The organism is Pseudooceanicola antarcticus (assembly GCF_900215355.1).
GTDB classification, from domain to species: Bacteria; Pseudomonadota; Alphaproteobacteria; order Rhodobacterales; family Rhodobacteraceae; genus Pseudooceanicola; species Pseudooceanicola antarcticus.
The window spans coordinates 240,080-259,468 of sequence record NZ_OBEA01000004.1; the positions used below are offsets into that span (position 1 = coordinate 240,080).

A 19,389-nucleotide genomic window follows, 5' to 3' on the forward strand; every position below is an offset into this window, starting at 1 on the left:
TGATCATCCTTTCACCGAGCCTGCGGTCAGGCCCTTGGTCATGAAGCGTTCGAGGCCAAGGAAGATGGCCATGATAGGCAGGGTGGCGATGACCGACCCCGCCATCAGGTGCTGTCGCGGGATCTCTGACGAATTGAGGCTGGCGATGCCGCGCGTCAGGGTGAACTTCGACGGGTCATCCAGCAGCATGAAGGCCAGCAGGAACTCGTTCCAGGCGATCATGAAGACGTAAAGCGACACCGAGGCCAGCGCGGGCAGCGACAGCGGCAGGGTGATCAGCCAGATCACCCTCAGGCGCGACAGCCCGTCCATCAGGCCGGCCTCCTCGATCTCGGCGGGCAGGCCGCGGAAGTAGCCCTGCAGCATGTAGAGCGCCACCGGGATCGTCGTCACAGGGTAGATCATCACGATCCCGGCGATGGAGTTGCGCAGGCCTGTCATCGAGAAGGCGATGTAGATCGGCAGCGCCAGCACGATCATCGGCACCATGTAGATCAGCAGGATCGAGCGCGAGAAGGCCGCCCGGCCCCTGAAACGCAGCCGCGCCACGGCGTAGGCACCGGGGATGGCGAAGGCCAGGGTGATGAAGACCGTCAGCACCGAGATGTAGAACGACGTCCAGAGATACTCTCCGAAGCGGAAATCCCGGATCAGCTCGACATAGGAGCGGAAGAGCAGCCAGCCCTGGCTGAGGTCGATGGAGAAATCGAGCGGGTTCTGGATCAGCTCGGACTGGTTCTTCAGGCTGGTCATGACCATGACGTAGAAGGGGATGACCACCAGCGCAGTGAAGAAGATGTAGCCGAAGCCCATGAGGAATTTCAGCACCGCGCCCTCGAACTCGTGACGGGTCAGGGCACCCGCCGGCATCTCGTCGAGGAACCGCGCCAGCGGCACCCCCGCGCCGAGGCCGGTGGCCAGCGCGGTGAGCGCGAGCGCCGTCAGCCCCACACCGTCGCCCACCACCACCGGGGCCGCGCCTGCGGCCAGTGTCACGGCGAGGCCCAGCACCGCGGCGGCGGCACTCATGCTGGCCGATTGCAGGTAGAGCGCGCCGAAGCCCAGCAGGGCACCGATCGCCACCGAGAGCGTGAAGGAGGGGCGGAAGGCGGCGCCGGTGGCGAAGGACATGGCGACCGAGACCGTGGTGGCAATCACGAAAAGCCAGAGCGCACCCAGCACCGGCGCGGTGATATATCCGAAGCGCAGGTATTTCACAGACCTTCCTCCCGGCTGATGAACTTGAAGAAGAAGGCCGAGAAGAGCAGCAGGCAGCCGAAGATGACCACGGCCACGGCGGCACCGGCGCCGATGTTCGACAGCGCGAAGGCCTGCTCATAGACGTTCACGGTCAGCGTCCGTGTGCCCGCGTTGCCGCCTGTCAGCAGGAAGATGTCGTCGAACTTGTTGAAGGTCCAGATGAAGCGCAGCAGGAAGAGCACCGACAGGATGCCCAGGAGCATCGGCAGCGACAGGTACCAGAACTTCTGGAACGGAGAGGCACCGTCCATGTCGGCGGCCTCGTACATGTCGGTGTCGATGGACTGCATGCGCGCCAGGATGAAGAGGAAGGACAGCGGGAAATAGCGCCAGATCTCGAAGCCGGTGACGGTGAAGAGCGCCAGCGGGCGCTGGCCGAAGAAGTTGATCGGCTGATCGGTCACGCCCATTTGCACCAGCAGCGCATTGAGCGAGCCCGAGAAGGGATCGAGCAGCAAGAGCCAGGCGAAGGCCACGGCGATCACCGGCGCCACGTAGGGGAAGAGATAGAGCCCGCGCAGGATGCCCTGGCCCATGAAGGAATGGTTCAGCAGCATGGCGGCGAAAAGCCCGGTGACCAGCGCCCCCACGGTGCCCACGACGGTGTAGAAGAGGGTCACCCAGAGGACATTCCAGAACTCCTGGCCGTCGAAGATGGCGGCGAAGTTCTCCAGCGTGAATTCGTTCGAGGTCAGCACCGATTGCGCCTTGCCGGTGATCACCACCTCTGTCTCGTCGACCTCGGCGCCATTGTCGAAATAGGCCTGCTCGACCGTCACGGGGATGGTCAGCTGGTCGCGGAAGCCGCCCTCCCAGTCGCCGAACTCGCAGCGGAAGGCGGTGCCCTGCAGCGTACAGCGCGGGTCCATCTCGAGAACTGTCAGGCCCTCGGTCCAGGTGTCTGTCAGCACGACATCGGCGACCACCTGATCCTGACTGGAGTTGCGCAGGCGGTAGCGGACCGTGGCCTCGTCACCGGCGGCTTCGGGGCGGCCGCGCAGGTCCTCGCGGACCACCGGGGCGGGGGCGCGCAGGTCGGCCAGCGCCACGGGTTTGAAACTGATCCAGAAGACGGCGAGCAGCGGCAGGATCACCACGGCGGCCACGGCGAACAGCGTTGGCGCCAGCAGCGACCAGGCCAGCCGGGCCTCGCGCCGCGCCAGCGGGCCGGAGCCTGTGGGTGGGGTCATTTCGGACATGTCTTTGCTCTTCCGGAAGGGGATGGCAGGCCCCGAAGGGCCTGCCGGGCCGGGGCGATCACTCGATCGCGCCCAGCTCCTCGTTCATCTTCGCCACGGCGGCAGAGGCATCGATCTGACCGTCGATGTACTCGCGCACGACACGGTTGATGATCTGGCTGTTGATCATCTTCGAGGCCAGGGCCAGCTGGCCCGCTTCCACGCCCCAGCGTTGCGCGGTGTCCAGACCGGCGACGATCTCGTCGATCATCTCCTGGGCGTAGAGATCGCCAAGCGGCGCCTTGCGGTCGACGCCGACGGGCAGCGTGGCCCAGGCCTCGACGAACTCGGTCGGGTTCTCGGCGGTGCCGCGGCGGGTCGGGAACTTGCCCTCGGGCGCGATGGAGAGCGTCTCCATGTAGCCCGGACCCATCGAGTATTCGACGAATTCCATGGCCACGTCCGTGTTGGCATCGGCGGTGATCCCGAAGTAGCGGGTATCGCCCCAGGCGGCGCCATCGGGATTGGAGGGACCGGCGAAGGAAGTCACGATGCCGGTCAGCGAGGCCAGTTCGGGCGAGGTGGGATCATCGTTGATGGTGGGCGGGGCGCTGTCGCGCAGACCGGCCAGCTCGTCCAGGATGAAGGGCGACCAGATGATCATCGCCGCATTGCCCGAGAAGTAGAGCGAGCGCGACTGGTCCCAGTAGAGATCCCCCGGAGGCGAGGCCTCGGCGATCTTCTTGTAGAACTCCAGCACCTCGGTGGTCTTGGCCTCGTCCAGCGGCTTGAAGCCGGTCTCGTCGACGGGGGTCACGCCATTGGCCAGCAGCACGTGTTCCAGCACCTGGCTCATGAAGTTCTCGTCCACCTTGGTTGCGGCGACGAAGCCGAACATCTCGGGCGGATTATGCAGCGCTTCCAGCGCGGCCTCGACGGCGGCGTAGGTGGTGGGCGCCTCGAGGCCCGCGGCCTCGAAGAGGTCCTTGCGGTAGACGATCATCTGCGTCCAGCCATCGACCGGAACAGAGGCGAAGCTGCCGTCCATGCCGACCATGTTCAGCGCGCCGGGCGCGAAGGTGTCGGCGCCCAGGTCCTCGATCACGTCGGTGGCGGCATCGGTATCGAGGATACCGGCCTCGGCCCAGGGCAGGGCGTATTGCAGGGTATGATAGATCACGTCCGGCAGATCGCCTGCCGCAAAGGCCGCGGTGGCGCGGGTGCCAAGATCACTTTCGGTCACCGGGATAACCTCGACCTCGTTGCCGGTCTCCTCGGCAAAGGCAGCGGCCATGGCTTCCTGCTTGGCCAGGCGCTCGGGCTGTTCCTCGGTGGTCCAGAAGCGGATGGTGTCCGCCCCGGCACTGGTGGCCGTCAGTGCGAGCGCCAGAGCCGCTCCGGACCACATGGCTGTCTTGATAGTCATCTTGGGTTCCTCCCCTTGGTTGCAATAAGTGCCGCGTGGCAAATCGCCCCCGGTCCCGGACGCAAATGGCGCCGGGCGGTCAGAGGTCGGTTGCCGCATTGAGAATGTCTGCATGTCGTAAGCGCTGCCCGACGCGTCCCGCGTCGCATGCAGGCCCTGTCCACCGGCCCGCCGAAACGGGGCTCAGCCGAATGGGTCACACGCTGCCAAGCGGCGTCGAGCCCGTTCTGATGACAGGTCAGGGACACACGATTCTCCTCCGCTTTCAGGCTGGCCCGTTGATTTACCTTGGGGCAAGACTCAATTGCATTCGGGGGCGGATTGTCTGACCGGATGATCAAAAAATGGGAGAGTGCCGCAATGAGTGGCGCTTTTGCGCGGTATTGATATTATCGTTTCCCGCCTGTGGGGTTAGCAGGTGCGTTGCGAAGAGATTGGGCAGCGATCCTTGATAAGTGCCAGAAATGTTGGCGCTATCTCCCAACAGGGCAAGGGGTTGGCCGAAGTGACCTGTTGGCCCAAATCGCTGACCTACCAGTTTGCTGGGTGTTGATATGAAAATGCGCCGTGGGGCCCGGCGAAATCGCCCTTTCGCAAGGTGGCAAATTTCGTCCTGCTGGCGCGGGAATTCATTTCCCCGAACTCAAATGCCGGGCCCGCAAGACGTGCGGCCTGCTCATTCAAAACGCCTGCTGGATGTGAGGCCGGATCGTCTGGATCGCGTGTTTGCCAAGCTCAATGGCAATATGCGCGCCGGGCTGATTCGCCTGCAGGCCAAGCGGTTTTACGACGCGAAATCCGCCGCTATTTCGCTATTCATCTGATCCGGAATGTCATCGAAAAGGGCGGCCGTGGAGGGAGCGGCGGCAATGCCTGGGCCTGGCCTCTGCCAGCTTGGCACGGTGCTCTTTGGTGTCTGGCCCTAGCTGCGGTGCCGTCGCCGGCGGCAGGTAACGCACCTGGGCCGGCATGCCCGGACCCCACGCGGACAGAGGCAAGGGCAGGGGGCGGCCTTGGACCGCCCCCGCTTTGTCAGCCGACGGTCTTGGCCAGCCAGGCCGACATCTCGCGCAGTCGGGTCTCGGTGGCGGCGCAGTATTCCATTGCGCGCAGGTAGCCGTGGATCAGCCCCTCGCCGCGCTCGACGGTGACGGACACGCCTGCCGCCTCCAGCGCCTCGGCATAGGCCAGGCCGCTGTCGCGCAGCGGATCGTTCTGCGCCACCGCGACATAGGCGGGCGGCAGATCCGCGTGGCTTTCGGCAGAGAGCGGCGCGATGCGCGGGTCGGAGTTCAGCTGCTCTACGTCGTCGCAATAGAGCGCATTGGTCGCCGCCATCCCGGCCACTTTCAGCAGCGGACCCTCGGCATTCTCCTCGTAGGAGGGGCGCGAGCGGTCGAAATCGCAGGCCGGGTAGATCAGCAGCTGTGCCGCCAGCGGGATGCCCTCGTCCCGGCAGGAGAGCGCCACGGCCGCGGCCAGGTTGCCGCCGGCGCTGTCGCCGCCGATGGCGATGCGGGCCGGGTCGATGCCCAGATCGGCGGCCTTCTCATGGGCCCATCGGGCCACGGCGAGGATCTGCAGGAAGCCCTCGGGGAAGGGGTGCTCGGGGGCCAGGGCGTAATCGACCGAGATCACGGTCTGCCGGTTCCACGAGGCGATGCGGGCGGTGATGTCCCAATGGGTCTCTGGGCTGCCCTGCATCCAGCCGCCGCCATGCATGTAGATCAGTGCCGGCTGGGTGCCGCCGCTGTCGTGGCGGAAGATGCGCACGCGCACCGGGCCGCCGTCGCTGTCGATCCAATGCTCTTCGTCGGTCTCGACATCCGAGGGGGTGGGCAGGCGCATGTCGCGCGCGATGCTTTCGAAATGGACCCGGCGGTCGGCCGCGGTGGCCCCCTTCGCCAGTGTCGCCCATTTGGCGTCCCATACTTCCAGGAACCGGAAGATGTCCGGGTTGATCATGCGTGCTTCCTCCCTTGCGCGTGGCACATCGGTTTCGGCGGACAGGCCGGGCTTCATCACGATGCCCAGGATCATGTCGCCAACCTGGCGGCGCAGCTTCTGCTGGCCGCGATCGGTGAAAAGGTCGTCTCCGAAGATGTGCGAGAAGGTCGCGCGGTTGGAGACGTTGAAGACCGAGGCCGCCGAGATGTGGAAGTGCAGCTCCGAGGCCGTGAGGCCCCGCCGGAAAAGCCCCATTTCCACGCCGCGTCGGTAGATGTCCTCGAGGTGGGCGATGGCCGAGCTGTTTTGCCCCGAGATCGAGGTCAGCTTCGACATGTGATCGCCTTCGTGGATGTTCTCGATCATCACCAGCCGGACGAAGTCCTTGGCGTGGCTGTGGTGCTCGAAGGTGAACTCGGCCAGCTGGCGCAGCGCCGCCACCGGGTTCAGCCGCGCCAGATCCAGCGCATCCTCTGCCTTGCGCATGCGCGCATAGGCATCCTCGAGCACCGCCTGATAGAGCGTCTCCTTGTCGGAGAAGTAGTAGTAGATCATCCGCTTGGACGTGCGGGTGCGCTTGGCGATCTCGTCGATCCGCGCCCCGGACAGCCCGTGCTGGGCGAAGACCTCTCGGGCCGCCTGCAGGATATTGTCGCGCACCGCGTCTGGGTTCTGCTTCCAGCCCCCTCGCGTTGATTCTGCCGACTTGCCGCTCTGGCCCGCCTCTCCCATGGCTTTCGCCCTCCCTCACCCTTAACGCGCCTCGGCAACCTATTGGCAAATAGACGCGAAACCAAGGTCTTCCAGCCATGCTGCGGTGCGGAATTGTACCGTAGCGAACATAGCGTTGACTTAATTAACCATCGAGTCCATTGTGTCGTCAAGAGACGGAGCGCCTGGGAGGATTTCCGCAAGTGACTGGCACCATGGTGGCGCAGGCAGGCGACAGCCCTGCACGCGCCCTGAAGATCGGACTTCTCGGCAGCGGTATCGGGGGCTCCCGTACGCCGCGCATGCACCTGGCTGCGGCCGGGGCGGCGGGGTTGTCCTACGAGTACCACCTGGTCGATTCCCAGGTCCGCGACCTGCCGGAAGATCCCGCAGACATCCTTGCGATGCTCGAGGCCGAGGGCTTCGACGGGCTCAATGTCACCTATCCCTTCAAGCGCGCGGTGCTGCCGCTGATGGACGAGCTTTCGCCCGCGGCGCGCAACGTGGGCGCGGTGAATACCGTGGTGCTGCGCGACGGGCGCCGCTCGGGTCACAACACCGATCACTGGGGCTTCGGCGAGAGTCTGCGCCAGGGCCTGCCGCAGGCGCCGCGCGACAAGGTGCTTCTGCTGGGCGCCGGCGGGGCAGGCGGGGCCGTGGCCCATGCGCTGCTGGATGGCGGCGTCGAACAGCTGGCGGTCCGCGACGTGAATGACCAGGTCGCCGCCGACCTCGTGGCTCTGCTGACTGAGCACTACGGCCAGGGCCGTACCCGGCTTGTCACCGATATCGCCCCCGCCGCCGCCGAGGCCTCGGGGATCGTCAATGCCAGCCCCGTGGGGATGGAGAAACTACCAGGATTGCCACTGCCCGAAGAGATGATCCGGCCGGACCACTGGGTCGCCGACATCGTCTATTTCCCGCTGGAGACGGAATTGCTGGCCACAGCGCGCGCCAAGGGCTGCGCGGTGCTGCCGGGGTCGGGCATGGCTCTCTACCAGGCTGTTCGCGCCTTCGGCCTGTTCACGGGCCGTGAAGCGGACATCGAGCGGATGCGGGAGGCATTCGACTCGTTCAATTGAGGTCGGCCCGCCGGCCTCGACAGGATGCGTCATAGGGAGGAACGCATGGATATCACTTTCAAGGGAACCGCAAGCGCGCTTGCGCTGGCCATCATGGCCGGCACGGGCGCGTCCGTCGCGAGCGCCGACACGGTCGAGATCATCTACTCGGACACCGTGCAGGAGACCGACCGCCGCTCGCGGCTGCTGAAGGACCACTTCGGCGATTGCCTGGGCGAGGGCTTCACCTTCACCCCCTACTTCGGGGCCACCCTGTTCAAGCAGGGCACCGAGCTGACCGCCCTGCAGCGCGGCAACCTGGACATGGCGAACCTCGCCATCTTCGACTTCTACAACCAGGTGCCCGCGACCTCGATCCTGGGCACCGCCTACCTGTGGCGCGACTACGAGCACATGCGCGCGACCTTCGACAGCGACGTGCTGGACGGGCTGATCGCCGAGATCGAGGAGAAGACCGGCGTCAAGGTCCTGGCCTGGCCCTATATCGGCACCCGCCACGTCAACATCCGTGGCGACAAGAAGATCATGACGCCCGAGGATCTTGCCGGCATCAAGCTGCGCATGCCCGGCGGCGAGGGCTGGCAATTCGTCGGCGAGGCGCTTGGCGCCAACCCGACCCCGCTGGCCTTCACCGAGGTCTATACCGCGCTGCAGACCGGCGCCATTGACGGCCAGGACAACCCGCTGCCCGCCGACAAGCAGATGAAGTTCTACGAGGTGACCGACCAGATCATCCTGACCGGCCACCTGATCGCTTCGAACACCTTCTCGATGTCGTCGCAGAAGTGGAACAGCCTCGACGAGGCCCAACAGGCCAAGGTCCAGGAATGCGCGCTGGAGTTCCAGGCCGCCATGGACGAAGACACCATCCGCCAGGAGGCCGAGCTGGTTGACTTCTTCGTGTCCGAGGGGCTCGACGTCTACGAGCCCGACAAGGCCGCCTTCCGCACCCATGTGCTCGACGTCTTCAAGAACTCGCGTTTCTCGGTCGACTGGCCGGAGGGCGTGCTTGAAGGGATTAACGGGCTCTGATGCAACGGGGTGCCCGGAGCCGCGGACAGCCGGCTTCGGGCACTCTCAACGACACGCCGTGCACGGCAAGCTGAACGGGGTATGAATGGAGCGTTTGAAATCACTCTTTAAATGGGGCGGGAAAGGTGCCGAGGTCATTCTGGCGCTGATCCTAGGGGCGCTCTTCATGAGCTTCCTGATCCAGATCGTGTTCCGCTATCTGCTGAACCTCCCGCTGGGCTGGACGGTCGAGTTCGTCTCCATCGCCTGGCTCTGGGGCATTCTCTTCGGCTATGCCTTCGTGGTGCGCGAAAGCGACGTGATCCGGCTGGACATCCTCTATGCCGCGCTGCCCCGCTGGGCCCGTCGCGCGCTGGACGTGATCACCGGCACGATCTGCGCGGGGATCTTCCTTTGGACGCTGCCCCAGGTCTGGGGCTACATCGACTTCATGGCGATCGAGAAGACGTCCTACATGAAGATCCGCTTCGACCATGTCTTCGCGATCTACGTCCCCTTCGCAATCTCCGTTGTCATCCGCTGCGGCATCTCCATCTGGCGCGGCATCACCGGCGCAGGCCCGGCCTTCGACACGCCCAAAACGGCGGATACCCACGACTATGACTGATCCATTTACCGTTTCGATCCTGCTGATCGCCTTCCTTGCCTTCGGCGGCCTCTCGATGGGGCTGGCGATGATCTGCGGCTCGTCCGTCTACCTGATCATGCGCGGCTTCGACCCGTCGATTGCCTCCGAAACCCTGTTGCAGGGCCTGTTCAACAGCTACACGCTGCTGGCGATCCCTCTGTTCATCCTGGCCGCCGACATCATGAACATCGGCTCTCTGGCCGACCGTCTGCTGCGCTTCAGCCAGGCGCTGGTCGGGCGCTTCAAGGGGGGCCTCGGCCACGTCAACGTCGTGTCCTCGCTGATCTTCTCGGGCATGTCGGGCTCGGCCGTGGCCGATGCGGTCGGCATGGGCAAGATCATCATCAACATGATGACCAAGGACGGGAAGTATACCAAGTCCTACGCCGCAGCGATCACCGCCGCCTCGGCGACCATCGGTCCGATCATCCCGCCCTCCATTCCCATGGTGCTCTACGCGCTCGTCTCGGACCAGTCGGTGGGCTACCTATTTGCCGCCGGGATCATGCCGGGGCTGCTCATGGGGGTGGCGATGATGACCATGAACATGATCATCGCGCACCGCCGGGGCTTCGATGTCGACGAGGCGATCCCGCTGCGCGACATGCCGGGCGTCACCTTCCGCGCCATCCCGGCGCTGCTGCTGCCGGTGATCCTGCTGGGCGGGATCTACGGCGGGGTCATGACCCCGACCGAGGCCGCCGCCGTCGCCGCCTTCTATGCGCTGGCGATCTCGGTGGTGCTCTACCGCTCGGTGACCGCCGGGCAGTTCTTCGAGACCCTCCTGGCCTCGGCCCGCTCCACCGCCACCGTCGGCATCCTGATCGCCGGGGCGCTGACCTTCCAGTATGTGGTCACCCGCGAGAACGTGCCGGATCAGCTGGCCGCCTTCCTGGCGCAATACGACCTGGGCCCCGTGGGCTTCCTGCTGGCGCTCAACGTGCTCTTCCTCGTGCTGGGCTGCATCCTCGAGAGCGGGGCCATCCTGCTGATCATCGTGCCGATCTTCATTCCCACGGCGCAGGCCCTGGGCATCGACCTGGTGCATTTCGGCGTGGTCTGCGTGGTCAACGCGATGCTGGGCCTGATCACGCCGCCCTACGGGTTGCTGCTGTTCATCGTGTCGTCGATCACCAAGCAGCCCCTGGGCAAGATCGTGCGCGACCTGCTGCCGTTCCTCTTCGCGCTCTTCGTGGCGCTCGGGATCATCACCTTCGTGCCGGACTTCGTGCTCTGGCTGCCGCGTCTGCTTGGGTACAAGGGGTAAGGCACCATGAAAACCTCGATCGCCACTGTCTGCATCGCAGGGGACCTTCGGGAAAAGCTCGCCGCCATCGCGGCGGCGGGCTTCGACGGAATCGAGATCTTCGAGCAGGATTTCATCACCTTCGACGCCTCTCCGCGAGAGGTGGGCGCCATGGTGCGGGACCACGGGCTGGAAATCTCGCTGTTCCAGCCGTTCCGCGATTTTGAAGGCCTGCCCGAGCCCGAGCGGGGCCGCGCCTTCGACCGCATGGAGCGCAAGTTCGACCTGATGCAGGAGCTGGGCACCGACCTGGTGCTGGTCTGCTCTTCGGTGCACCCCAAGGCGCTTGGCGGCATCGACCGTATGGCCGCCGACTTCTCCGAGCTGGGCGAGCGCGCCGCGGCGCGCGGGCTGCGCGTTGGCTACGAGGCCCTGGCATGGGGCCGGCATGTCTGGGATCACCGCGATGCCTGGGAGGTGGTGCGCCGCGCCAATCACGACAACATCGGCCTGATCGTCGACAGCTTCCATACTCTGGGTCGCAAGCTTTCGCCCGAGAGCATCCGCAGCATTCCGGGAGACAAGATCTTCTTCGTCCAGCTGGCCGATGCCCCGCTGATCGAGATGGACCTGCTCTATTGGTCGCGCCACTTCCGCAACATGCCCGGAGAGGGCGACCTGGATGTCACGGGCTTCATGCGCGCCGTGGCCGCCACCGGCTATGACGGGCCGATCAGCCTCGAGGTCTTCAACGACCAGTTCCGCGGCGGCAGCCCCAAGGCCATCGCCCAGGACGGCCACCGCTCGCTGATCTACCTGATGGATCAGGTCAAGCGCAGCGAACCGGGGCTGGCCCAGAGCCTGCCCGACATCCCCGCCCGCGTTGCCACCGAGGGCGTTGCCTTCGTCGAATTCGCCGCCTCCGAGACCGAGGCCGAGAGCCTGCGCAAGCTTCTGGGCTCGCTTGGCTTCCACCGCGCCGGCAAGCATATCTCGAAGCAGGTCGAGGTCTGGCAGCAGGGCGAGATCCGCATCGTGCTGAACACCGAGCAGGAGGGCTTCGCCCATACCGCGCATATCGCCCATGGCCTGAACATCTGCGACGTGGGCCTGACGGTGGAAAGCGCCGAGGCCACGGTGACCCGCGCCCGCGCCCTGGGGGCCACCCCCTTCAGCCAGCCCGTCGGTCCCGGAGAGCTGGAGATCCCCGCCATCCGCGGTGTCGGCTCTGGTCTGCTGCATTTCATCGACCGCAGCTCGGATCTGGGCAAGGTCTGGGAGATCGAGTTCCAACCCGCCCCCGGCGGTGCCGCCCATGAGGCCGGCCTGACCCGCATCGACCACATTGGCCAGACGATGAACTACGAGGAGATGCTGACCTGGTCGCTCTTCTACCTGTCGCTCTTCGAGGTCGAGAAACAGGCCACCGTCGACGTGGTGGACCCCGGCGGGCTGGTGCGCAGCCAGGCCATCGAGAGCCCCGACGGCGGGCTGCGTGTCACGCTGAACGGCGCCGAGACGCACCGCACCTTCGCCGGGCGCTTCATCGCCGACAGCTTCGGTTCGTCCGTGCAACACGTCGCCTTTGCCACCGATGACATCTTTGCCTGCGTCTCCGAGATGCGGCTCTGCGGCTTCCAGCCGTTGCCGATGCCCGAGAACTACTATGATGACCTGGCCGCAAGGCTCTCGCTCTCGCCCGGTTTCACCGAAAGGCTGAAGGCCGAGCACATCCTTTATGACGAGGACGGCAAGGGCGGGTCCTTCTTCCAGGTCTATTCGCGCTCCGTGGGCGACGGGATCTTCATCGAGATCTGCCAGCGCAAGAACGGCTACGCCGGCTACGGCGCGCCGAACGCACCCTTCCGCATCGCCGCTCAGCGCCGCCTGGCGCCGCAGCCGGGAATGCCCCGCCTATGACGCCGCTCGCCCTCGTGCCCAGGTCAAGAACAGGAGACAGGATGTCCGACCGCAACGTGGAACTGATTCAGAAGGTCGATGCCCAGCTCGGGGAAACCCCGCTTTGGGACGCGACGCGCGGGCTGCTGTGGTGGATCGACATCGAGCAGCCGACGCTCTGGCAGCTCGACCCCGCAAGCGGCGCGGCCGAGGCAGAGGCCCATCCCGGCACCTACCTTGGGTCCATCGCCATGACCCGGTCCGGAGGGCTGCTGGCCGCCCGTGACCTGGAGCTCGTCCACCGCGCGCCGCAGAGCCGCGAGTGGCTGCCCTTCGCCCGCACGCCGGGTGAGGCGATGCCGGCCACGCGTCTCAACGACGGGCGGGTGGATGCCAACGGGTCGCTCTGGATCGGCACCATGGACAATGGTCTTGCCCAAGGGCTGGGCGGTCTCTACCGCGTCGATCCCGATGGCACGATGACCCGGATGCTGGACGACGTGATCGTCTCGAACGGCATCGCCTTCGCGCCTGACGGGCGCAGCATGTATTTCACCGATACCCGCCGGCATGTGACCTGGCGGCTCGGTCTCGACGAGACCGGGCGCGAGATCACCAGCCGCGAGGTCCTGGCCGATTACGCCAGCACCGGCATTCGCCCCGACGGGGCCTGTGTGGATGCCGATGGCTGTCTCTGGCAGGCCTTCTTCGCGGGCGGCCAGGTGGTGCGCTATGCACCGGATGGCCGGATCGACCGGCAGATCTCTCTGCCGGTCACCAATCCCACCTGCCTTTGCTTCGGCGGGCGGGATCACAAGACCCTCTTCGTCACCTCTGCCTTCAAGTTCCTCAGTCCCGAGCAACTGGCGGCCGAGCCTCTGGCCGGTTCCGTCTTTGCCATCGAGGGCGTGGGGCAGGGCGTGCCGGAAAATCTCTTCGCACTTTGAAGCTCTCCAAGGGAGGATACCATGATCCAATATAGCTTCCGCACCCTGGCTGCCGCCGCTCTGGCAGCTTTCACCATGACCGGCGCCGCCACGGCCCAGGTCGAGCTGATCTTCTCGGACGTGAACCCGGCCGAAGTGCCGCGTTCCAAGGCAATGACCGAGATCTTCGCCAAGGAGCTGGGCGACGACTTCGCCTTCCAGCCCTACTTCGGCGCCACGCTGATGAAGCAGGGCACCGAGCTCATCGGTCTGCAGCGCGGCAACATCCAGATGGCCGGTCTGCCGCCGTCGGACCTGGCCCAGCAGGCGCCCGAGTTCGACATCCTGGGCGCCGCCTACGTGGTGCGTGACCAGGCCCACCTGAAGGCCATCTTCGACAGCGAAGTGGGCGAAGAGCTGAAGGCCATCGCGCGCGACAAGCTGAAGGTCGAGATCCTCGGCACCTTCTACTACGGCACCCGTCACCTGAACCTGAAGGGCGACAAGGACTACATGACCCCGGCGGATCTCTCCGGCGTCAAGCTGCGCATGCCGGGCGGCGAAAGCTGGCAGTTCCTCGGCAAGTCCCTGGGCGCCAACCCCGTGCCGATCCCCTACACCGAGCTCTACACCGCGCTGCAGTCCGGCGTCGTGGACGGCCAGGACAACCCGCTGCCCAACAACCGGCAGATGAAGTTCCACGAGGTGACCGACCAGATCGCCCTGACCGGCCACAACGTCGGCTTCGGCATGCTGCTGGTCTCGTCGATGGTCTGGGACGAACTGACGGATGAGCAGAAGGCCACCATGCAGGCGGCTGCCGACAAGGCCACCGCCTGGTCCGATCAGCAGTACCTCGACCAGGAAGCCGAGCTGGTCGCCTTCTTCGAGGGCGAAGGCCTGAAGGTCTACACCCCCGATCTCGACGCCTTCCGGGCCTACGCGCAGGAGCAGTACCTGAGCTCGCCGCTGTCCGACAATTGGCCCGAGGGCATGGTCGACGCGATCAACGACCTCTAAGTCATTTGGCTTGCTCCTGGGGCAGTTGACCGGGCCTCGCCGCATTCGCGGCGGGGCCTTTTTCGTTTCGCCGCTGCAACGCCTGGACGCGGGTTTTGCCAAGGCTCTTGCCTTGACCCGCGCAAGGTCGCAATGCGGAGGCAGGGCAATGGCCCGCCGCTGCAGGAGACCGAGATGTCCGAGACCTCTGGCCCCATGGGCCGCTTTGAACGCTTCCTGACCCTCTGGGTCGCGCTGGCGATGGTCGCGGGCATCGTCATCGGCCTCCTGGCACCGGGCCTGGTGACTGCCATCGCGGCGGCCGAGGTCGCCTCGATCAACCTGGTGGTTGCCGTGCTGATCTGGGCCATGGTCTACCCGATGATGGTGGGTGTCGATTTCACCGCCGTCGCCGGGGTGGCAAGACAGCCAAGGGGCCTGCTGGTCACGCTGGTGGTCAACTGGCTGGTGAAGCCCTTCACCATGGCGCTGCTGGCGGTGCTTTTCTTCGAGCATGTCTTCGCCCCCTGGATCGCCCCCGAGGATGCCTCGCAATACATCGCCGGGCTGATCCTGCTGGGGGCGGCGCCCTGCACGGCCATGGTCTTTGTCTGGTCGCAGCTCACCCGCGGTGACGCCACCTATACCCTCGTGCAGGTCTCGGTAAACGACCTGATCATGATCGTGGCTTTTGCCCCCATCGTGGCCTTCCTGCTGGGCGTGACCGAGATCACCGTCCCCTGGGAGACCCTGCTGCTGGCAACGCTGCTCTACGTCGTGCTGCCCCTTTCCGCCGGTCTGCTGACCCGTCGCGCCCTGGGCACTACTGCAAAGATCGAGGCCTTTTCGGCGCGGGTCAAACCCTGGTCGATGGTGGGGCTGATCGCCACGGTGGCGATCCTCTTCGGACTGCAGGGCAACGTGATCCTGGCGCGGCCCGGTCTCATCGCGCTCATCGCCGTGCCGATCCTGATCCAGAGCTATGGCATCTTCGCGCTGGCCTATGGCGCGGCCTACCTGCTGGGCGTCCCGCACCGCATCGCCGCACCCTGTGCCCTGATCGGCACCTCGAACTTCTTCGAGCTGGCGGTGGCCGTGGCGATCTCGCTCTTCGGGCTCTCTTCCGGCGCGGCGCTGGCCACGGTGGTGGGGGTGCTGGTCGAAGTGCCGGTGATGCTCTCGCTCGTGGCCCTGGCCAACGGTACCCGCAAGCGCTTTCCGGGCTGAGACCCGGCGGGGGCCGGCAGCTCAGGCCGGTTGCGGCCCGTCGATCAGCAGGTCGATGATCTGGCGCGGCAGGGCCATGTCCGCCAGTGCCTCGCGGCAACTTAGCGCGAAGTCCTCTTCGCTGAGCTCGAAGGCGTCGATCTCGAGAAAGCTCTCGGTGCGGGGCAGGCAGAGGTAGAAGTTCGGTCCGTCGAAAGCCGCCTCCAGCCGCCGGGGCGCGAGACCTTCTCCCTGGGCCAGGGTTTCCAGCATGCGCAGGAAGGGCGGCGGCAGCTGTGCGCGGGCCTCTTCGGGATCGGTCGAGAAGACCGCGAAGGGCAGGGCGCCTTGCCCCGGACCATAGTCGACGCGGCGTAGTCCCTGGGCCTTCAGCCAGCCCGACTGCAAGCGCCCCAGAAGGCCTTCCTCGTTGGGCTCGAAACGGGTCAGGGGCATGGGCGTGGGGCAGCCGATCCGGATCACCAGCCCCTTGAAGACCGTGACATATTCAGTTTCGTCATCACCACGAGAGCGCCTCTCGTCCAGCTCTGCCTCGACCAGCTCATAGGGCACGTCGCGCCAGTGCCCGCTGAACCCATCCTCGGCACGGCTGTGATCATAGGCAGGCAGAAGGCGCAGCTTGCGCAGGTGCCGGAAGTCTTGCTCGGGGCGGCTCTGGTAGTGGTCGATTTCGAGGTGGCGCAGAAAGCTCGGCGTGATGGCCTGCTTGATGCGATTGTTGAAAGCCTTCCTGGTCCACTGGAAGGTGAGGGCCGCGATCACGCCGGTGAAGATCATCACGAAGGCCGGGGCGACAATACGCGGCACGATATTGGTGAATGGGTAAAAGAGGAACAGCCACAGGGCGCCGCCGAAGCCCAACACCAGCATGATCCGTACCGCGATGCGGGCGTTGCTGGCCTTGCGGCGGGCCTCTTCGCGGCTCTGGCGGAAGATCGGCAGGATCTCTGATCGGAAGCGCGCGGAAAATCCCGCCTCATGCGGCGCGCGTTCTTCAAATGGATGGCCCGTCATCGCTTCCCCCGTGCTGCTGACCGCAGGCTACAGAAGCCGTGGCCTGCCGCCCAGAGCCATGGGTGGGAAAAATGGGCCGGCCCAGGAGAGGACCGGCCCGAGATGGGACCGAAGGGAACGGTCCGGGGATGTCAGACCTCGACCTCGACCTCGCCGATGGGATGCGAGCAGCAGGCCAGGATATAGCCGGCCTCGATGTCGTCATCGGTGATGCCGCCGTTGTGGACCATATGCACCTCGCCCTTGGTCTTGCGGATCTTGCAGGTACCGCAGACGCCGAAGGTACAGCCCGAGGGGATGTTGAGCCCCGCGCCGCGCGCTGCCGAAAGCACGGTGTCGGTCTCGGCGCAGGTGGCGGTGACATCCGAGGCGGCGAAATGGACCTGGGCCGAGATCGCCTCGTCGGGGATGACATCGTCCTCGGAGGGGTCGGCGGGCTGATCGGCCTCGGGCGCGCCGAAGCTTTCCTGGTGGTAGTGCTCCATGTCGAAGCCCAGCCCCTGCAGCGCCTCGCGGACGGCCTGCATGAAGGGTTCGGGGCCGCAGCAGAAGACCTCGCGCTCCAGGTAGTCTGGGGCAATGAGGCCCAGCATCAGCTGGTTGAACATGCCCTCGTAGCCAGCCCAGGGCCGGTAGCGGTCGCTTTCCTCGACCACCCATTTCAGCTTCAGCGCATCGGTGCGCGAGGCCATGTGCTCGAGCGTTTCGCGGAAGATGATCTCGGAGGGGCGCTTGGCGCAATTGACGAAGACGATATCCGAGGCGCGGCCGGTGTCGTAGAACCAGGTGGTCATCGACTTCATCGGCGTGATGCCGGAGCCCGCCGAGATGAACAGGTACTTGTCCGCCCGGTGGTGGTGGCTGGTGAAGGTGCCGCCCGGCGCGGTGGATTTCAGCCGCATGCCGGGGGTCAGGTTGTCCAGCATCCAGCGCGTCCCGATGGAGCCCTCCTGCGCCTTGACGGTGATCGTCAGGCAGAGCGGCCGCGAGGGCGACGATGAGATCGTGTAGGTGCGATAGAGCGGCCCGCCGGGCACCGGCAGCTCGAGGGTGATGAACTGGCCGGGCAGGTAGGAGAAGATCGAGCGATCCTCGGCGGCAAAGCTGAAGGTCACGACATTGGGCGCCTCGGGCAGCACGGCCACGCATTCCAGCATGGCAGAGCCGTCCCAGGTGCTGATCGGCTGGGCGAGGGTACGGTTGGGGACGTTCATTCCGCGGCCAGCCTCACCGGGTCGATCCGGTTGCCCAGGGTCTCGCAGTACCAGTCGGTGAACTGGATCACACCATCTTCGTGGCTGGAGGAATAGGGGCCGGGCTTGTAGGCAGGCGAGAGGATGCCCTGCTGGTTGTCCTCGACCACCTGGCGGTCCTCGTCATTGGTGTGGGTCCAGACCTCGGTCAGCTTTTCCAGGTCGTAGTCGACGCCTTCGACCGCGTCCTTGTGGACCAGCCAGGTGGTCTGGACCTCGGTCTCGGTGGCGCTGATCGGGGTGACGCGGAAGGTGATGGAGTGATCCGACAGGAAGTGGTTCCAGGTCGTGGGGTAGTGGAACTTCAGCAGGGTGCCCGCATCGAGGAAGGGCACGCGGCCCAGGCGCTTCTGCACGGCGATCTTGCCGTTCATCGTGTAGCTCTGCGCACCGTCCAGCAGCGGCATCCGTGCGATCCGGTACTGGCCGCCCTCGGCCAGCTGGAAACGCGAGGGCGCCCCGGCGGCTTCCAGCCGGTTGAAATGGGTCTCGACCTTCTCGGGGAACTTGCCGTCAGCGGCCACGCCCGAAATCGTCGGATCCTCGGGGTAGGTGCGGCAGAGCGACGGGTGGTTGCCGGCGCAGTGATAGCACTCGCGGTTGTTTTCCCAGACCAGCTTCCAGTTGCCGTTCTCGATGATGGTCGACTGATGTGCCACCTTGGCGTTGGTCAGCTCATGCACGTCGAGGTAGGGGGTGACCATCTCGGCGTAGGCGTCGAAATCGGGCGCGTCCTCTGCAAGGCAGATGTAGACCAGCCCCGAGACCACCCGGCAATGCACCGGCCCCAGACCATGGGCGGAGGCGTCGAAGTCGGCGCCCATGTCGCGCGCCCACAGAAGGCGGCCGTCCAGCTCGTAGGTCCACTGGTGGTAGGGGCAGACCAGCTTCGCCACCTGGCCCTGCTGCGCCTTGCACAGCACCGAGCCCCGGTGGCGGCAGGTGTTGTGGAAGGCCCGGATCTCGCCGTCGCTGCCCTTGACGATCACCACGCGGTAGGGGCCGACCTTGTGGGTGACATAGCTGCCGGTCTTGGGCAGAGCGACCGCAGGCGTCACGAAGAGCCAGTCTCGGTACCAGATGTTCTGCATGTCCAACTGGAAGATCTCGGGGTCGGTATAGAACCCCTGTTCCAGCGAATGGCCGGGCTTGCGCCGGCTGAGCATGTCTCGTGCCTTGGCCTGAGGGTCCATGGCCTTGCCTCCTTGGCCGGGTCTCGCCCGGATCTGGGTCTTGGACAACGGCTGGCGGCCCGGCCGCACGGAGGAGCGCGCGACACATGACCGTCGCCACCGCCGCCCGCGGTTTGACGTCATGCAGGGCTGGTTTCCGGGCTTGAAACACCTGGGAGATCCCCCCGCATTCCGCCGCCTTCCCGGATAATCCTCTCCGGTGGCTGCTGGTGGAATGCCTTGCGTTTCATACCGTTGCGGGGGCAGCGCCGGCCTTTCACCGGCTTCCCAATTCTCGGCCCCGAAAGGCCGCACCCTACATCTGCTCCGAAGGATAGGGCGGTCCCCATGACGCGATCCGGCAATTGCGACATGGTAGCGCACAATCG

At 65.6% G+C, this 19,389-nt stretch carries 16 protein-coding genes and 1 riboswitch; of the genes, 9 read left to right on the forward strand and 7 right to left on the reverse strand.

The genetic code is table 11. The annotated features are described in order from the left end of the window. Positions 1-3: 3 nt before the first annotated feature. Genes CRO50_RS11840 through CRO50_RS11850 form a run of 3 tightly spaced genes read right to left on the reverse strand, consistent with a single transcriptional unit; the run spans position 4 to position 3,864 of the window. Positions 4-1,209: a carbohydrate ABC transporter permease gene (locus CRO50_RS11840; RefSeq protein ID WP_416061099.1), complete on the reverse strand. Its 1,206-nt coding sequence runs from the start codon at positions 1,207-1,209 to the stop codon at positions 4-6. Positions 1,210-1,214: 5 nt separating this feature from the next. Further along, positions 1,215-2,459 (reverse strand): carbohydrate ABC transporter permease, encoded by a 1,245-nt coding sequence (locus CRO50_RS11845; RefSeq protein WP_097146129.1) that lies wholly within the window; start codon positions 2,457-2,459, stop codon positions 1,215-1,217. 58 nt (positions 2,460-2,517) lie between these two features. Further along, the gene (locus tag CRO50_RS11850) at positions 2,518-3,864 is read right to left on the reverse strand and encodes an ABC transporter substrate-binding protein (protein ID WP_097146130.1); all 1,347 of its coding nucleotides are present in this window, start codon (positions 3,862-3,864) and stop codon (positions 2,518-2,520) included. Positions 3,865-4,511: 647 nt separating this feature from the next. On the opposite strand from CRO50_RS11850, the gene CRO50_RS20125 reads away from it, so the two are divergent. After that, positions 4,512-4,688 carry a hypothetical protein gene (locus tag CRO50_RS20125; protein WP_157791780.1) on the forward strand — a complete coding sequence of 59 codons (177 nt, stop codon included), beginning with the start codon at positions 4,512-4,514 and terminating at the stop codon, positions 4,686-4,688. A 208-nt stretch (positions 4,689-4,896) separates the two neighbouring features. On the opposite strand, the gene CRO50_RS11855 is transcribed toward CRO50_RS20125, so the two are convergent. Continuing rightward, positions 4,897-6,471: an alpha/beta hydrolase fold domain-containing protein gene (locus CRO50_RS11855; RefSeq protein WP_232617825.1), complete on the reverse strand. Its 1,575-nt coding sequence runs from the start codon at positions 6,469-6,471 to the stop codon at positions 4,897-4,899. A gap of 254 nt (positions 6,472-6,725) precedes the next feature. Between CRO50_RS11855 and CRO50_RS11860 the strand changes: the two genes are divergently transcribed. From CRO50_RS11860 to arsB, 8 genes are all read left to right on the forward strand, one after another. After that, positions 6,726-7,604 carry a shikimate dehydrogenase gene (locus CRO50_RS11860; RefSeq protein ID WP_097146132.1) on the forward strand — a complete coding sequence of 293 codons (879 nt, stop codon included), beginning with the start codon at positions 6,726-6,728 and terminating at the stop codon, positions 7,602-7,604. A gap of 45 nt (positions 7,605-7,649) precedes the next feature. Next, entirely contained in the window at positions 7,650-8,636 is a 987-nt protein-coding gene (gene dctP / locus CRO50_RS11865) for a TRAP transporter substrate-binding protein DctP (protein ID WP_097146133.1), read from the forward strand. An 85-nt stretch (positions 8,637-8,721) separates the two neighbouring features. Then, positions 8,722-9,243: a TRAP transporter small permease gene (locus tag CRO50_RS11870; protein WP_097146134.1), complete on the forward strand. Its 522-nt coding sequence runs from the start codon at positions 8,722-8,724 to the stop codon at positions 9,241-9,243. Then, positions 9,236-10,531, forward strand: a complete 1,296-nt coding sequence (locus CRO50_RS11875; protein ID WP_097146135.1) for a TRAP transporter large permease — start codon at positions 9,236-9,238, stop codon at positions 10,529-10,531. The genes CRO50_RS11870 and CRO50_RS11875 overlap by 8 nt, the downstream gene beginning before the upstream one ends. Positions 10,532-10,537: 6 nt before the next feature. Continuing rightward, complete coding sequence (locus CRO50_RS11880) at positions 10,538-12,430, forward strand: bifunctional sugar phosphate isomerase/epimerase/4-hydroxyphenylpyruvate dioxygenase family protein (protein WP_097146136.1); 1,893 nt, start codon at positions 10,538-10,540, stop codon at positions 12,428-12,430. 41 nt (positions 12,431-12,471) lie between these two features. Further along, positions 12,472-13,356: an SMP-30/gluconolactonase/LRE family protein gene (locus CRO50_RS11885; protein ID WP_097146137.1), complete on the forward strand. Its 885-nt coding sequence runs from the start codon at positions 12,472-12,474 to the stop codon at positions 13,354-13,356. Positions 13,357-13,377: 21 nt separating this feature from the next. Further along, positions 13,378-14,355, forward strand: coding sequence for a TRAP transporter substrate-binding protein DctP (dctP, locus tag CRO50_RS11890; protein WP_097146138.1), 978 nt, complete (start codon positions 13,378-13,380; stop codon positions 14,353-14,355). A 174-nt stretch (positions 14,356-14,529) separates the two neighbouring features. Next, positions 14,530-15,561 (forward strand): ACR3 family arsenite efflux transporter, encoded by a 1,032-nt coding sequence (gene arsB / locus CRO50_RS11895; RefSeq protein WP_179747263.1) that lies wholly within the window; start codon positions 14,530-14,532, stop codon positions 15,559-15,561. 21 nt (positions 15,562-15,582) lie between these two features. On the opposite strand, the gene CRO50_RS11900 is transcribed toward arsB, so the two are convergent. The 3 genes from CRO50_RS11900 to CRO50_RS11910 form a co-directional block, all read right to left on the reverse strand. Beyond that, a complete protein-coding gene (locus tag CRO50_RS11900) occupies positions 15,583-16,575 on the reverse strand; it encodes a hypothetical protein (RefSeq protein WP_097146140.1) in 993 nt (330 codons plus the stop codon). 131 nt (positions 16,576-16,706) lie between these two features. Continuing rightward, complete coding sequence (locus tag CRO50_RS11905; RefSeq protein ID WP_097146141.1) at positions 16,707-17,789, reverse strand: FAD-binding oxidoreductase; 1,083 nt, start codon at positions 17,787-17,789, stop codon at positions 16,707-16,709. After that, positions 17,786-19,021 (reverse strand): aromatic ring-hydroxylating oxygenase subunit alpha, encoded by a 1,236-nt coding sequence (locus tag CRO50_RS11910; RefSeq protein ID WP_097146142.1) that lies wholly within the window; start codon positions 19,019-19,021, stop codon positions 17,786-17,788. The genes CRO50_RS11905 and CRO50_RS11910 overlap by 4 nt, the downstream gene beginning before the upstream one ends. Before the next feature lie 110 nt (positions 19,022-19,131). Then, a riboswitch (cobalamin riboswitch) is annotated at positions 19,132-19,334 on the reverse strand. Positions 19,335-19,389: the final 55 nt, after the last annotated feature.

Coding starts and splice junctions, on each gene's coding strand:
- CRO50_RS11900 (WP_097146140.1), bottom strand. CDS start 16,575: ATGACGGGCCATCCATTTGAAGAACGCGCGCCGCATGAGGCGGGATTT.
- CRO50_RS11850 (WP_097146130.1), bottom strand. CDS start 3,864: ATGACTATCAAGACAGCCATGTGGTCCGGAGCGGCTCTGGCGCTCGCA.
- CRO50_RS11875 (WP_097146135.1), top strand. CDS start 9,236: ATGACTGATCCATTTACCGTTTCGATCCTGCTGATCGCCTTCCTTGCC.
- dctP (WP_097146138.1), top strand. CDS start 13,378: ATGATCCAATATAGCTTCCGCACCCTGGCTGCCGCCGCTCTGGCAGCT.
- CRO50_RS11905 (WP_097146141.1), bottom strand. CDS start 17,789: ATGAACGTCCCCAACCGTACCCTCGCCCAGCCGATCAGCACCTGGGAC.
- dctP (WP_097146133.1), top strand. CDS start 7,650: ATGGATATCACTTTCAAGGGAACCGCAAGCGCGCTTGCGCTGGCCATC.
- CRO50_RS20125 (WP_157791780.1), top strand. CDS start 4,512: ATGCCGGGCCCGCAAGACGTGCGGCCTGCTCATTCAAAACGCCTGCTG.
- CRO50_RS11870 (WP_097146134.1), top strand. CDS start 8,722: ATGGAGCGTTTGAAATCACTCTTTAAATGGGGCGGGAAAGGTGCCGAG.
- CRO50_RS11880 (WP_097146136.1), top strand. CDS start 10,538: ATGAAAACCTCGATCGCCACTGTCTGCATCGCAGGGGACCTTCGGGAA.
- CRO50_RS11885 (WP_097146137.1), top strand. CDS start 12,472: ATGTCCGACCGCAACGTGGAACTGATTCAGAAGGTCGATGCCCAGCTC.
- arsB (WP_179747263.1), top strand. CDS start 14,530: ATGTCCGAGACCTCTGGCCCCATGGGCCGCTTTGAACGCTTCCTGACC.
- CRO50_RS11910 (WP_097146142.1), bottom strand. CDS start 19,021: ATGGACCCTCAGGCCAAGGCACGAGACATGCTCAGCCGGCGCAAGCCC.
- CRO50_RS11845 (WP_097146129.1), bottom strand. CDS start 2,459: ATGTCCGAAATGACCCCACCCACAGGCTCCGGCCCGCTGGCGCGGCGC.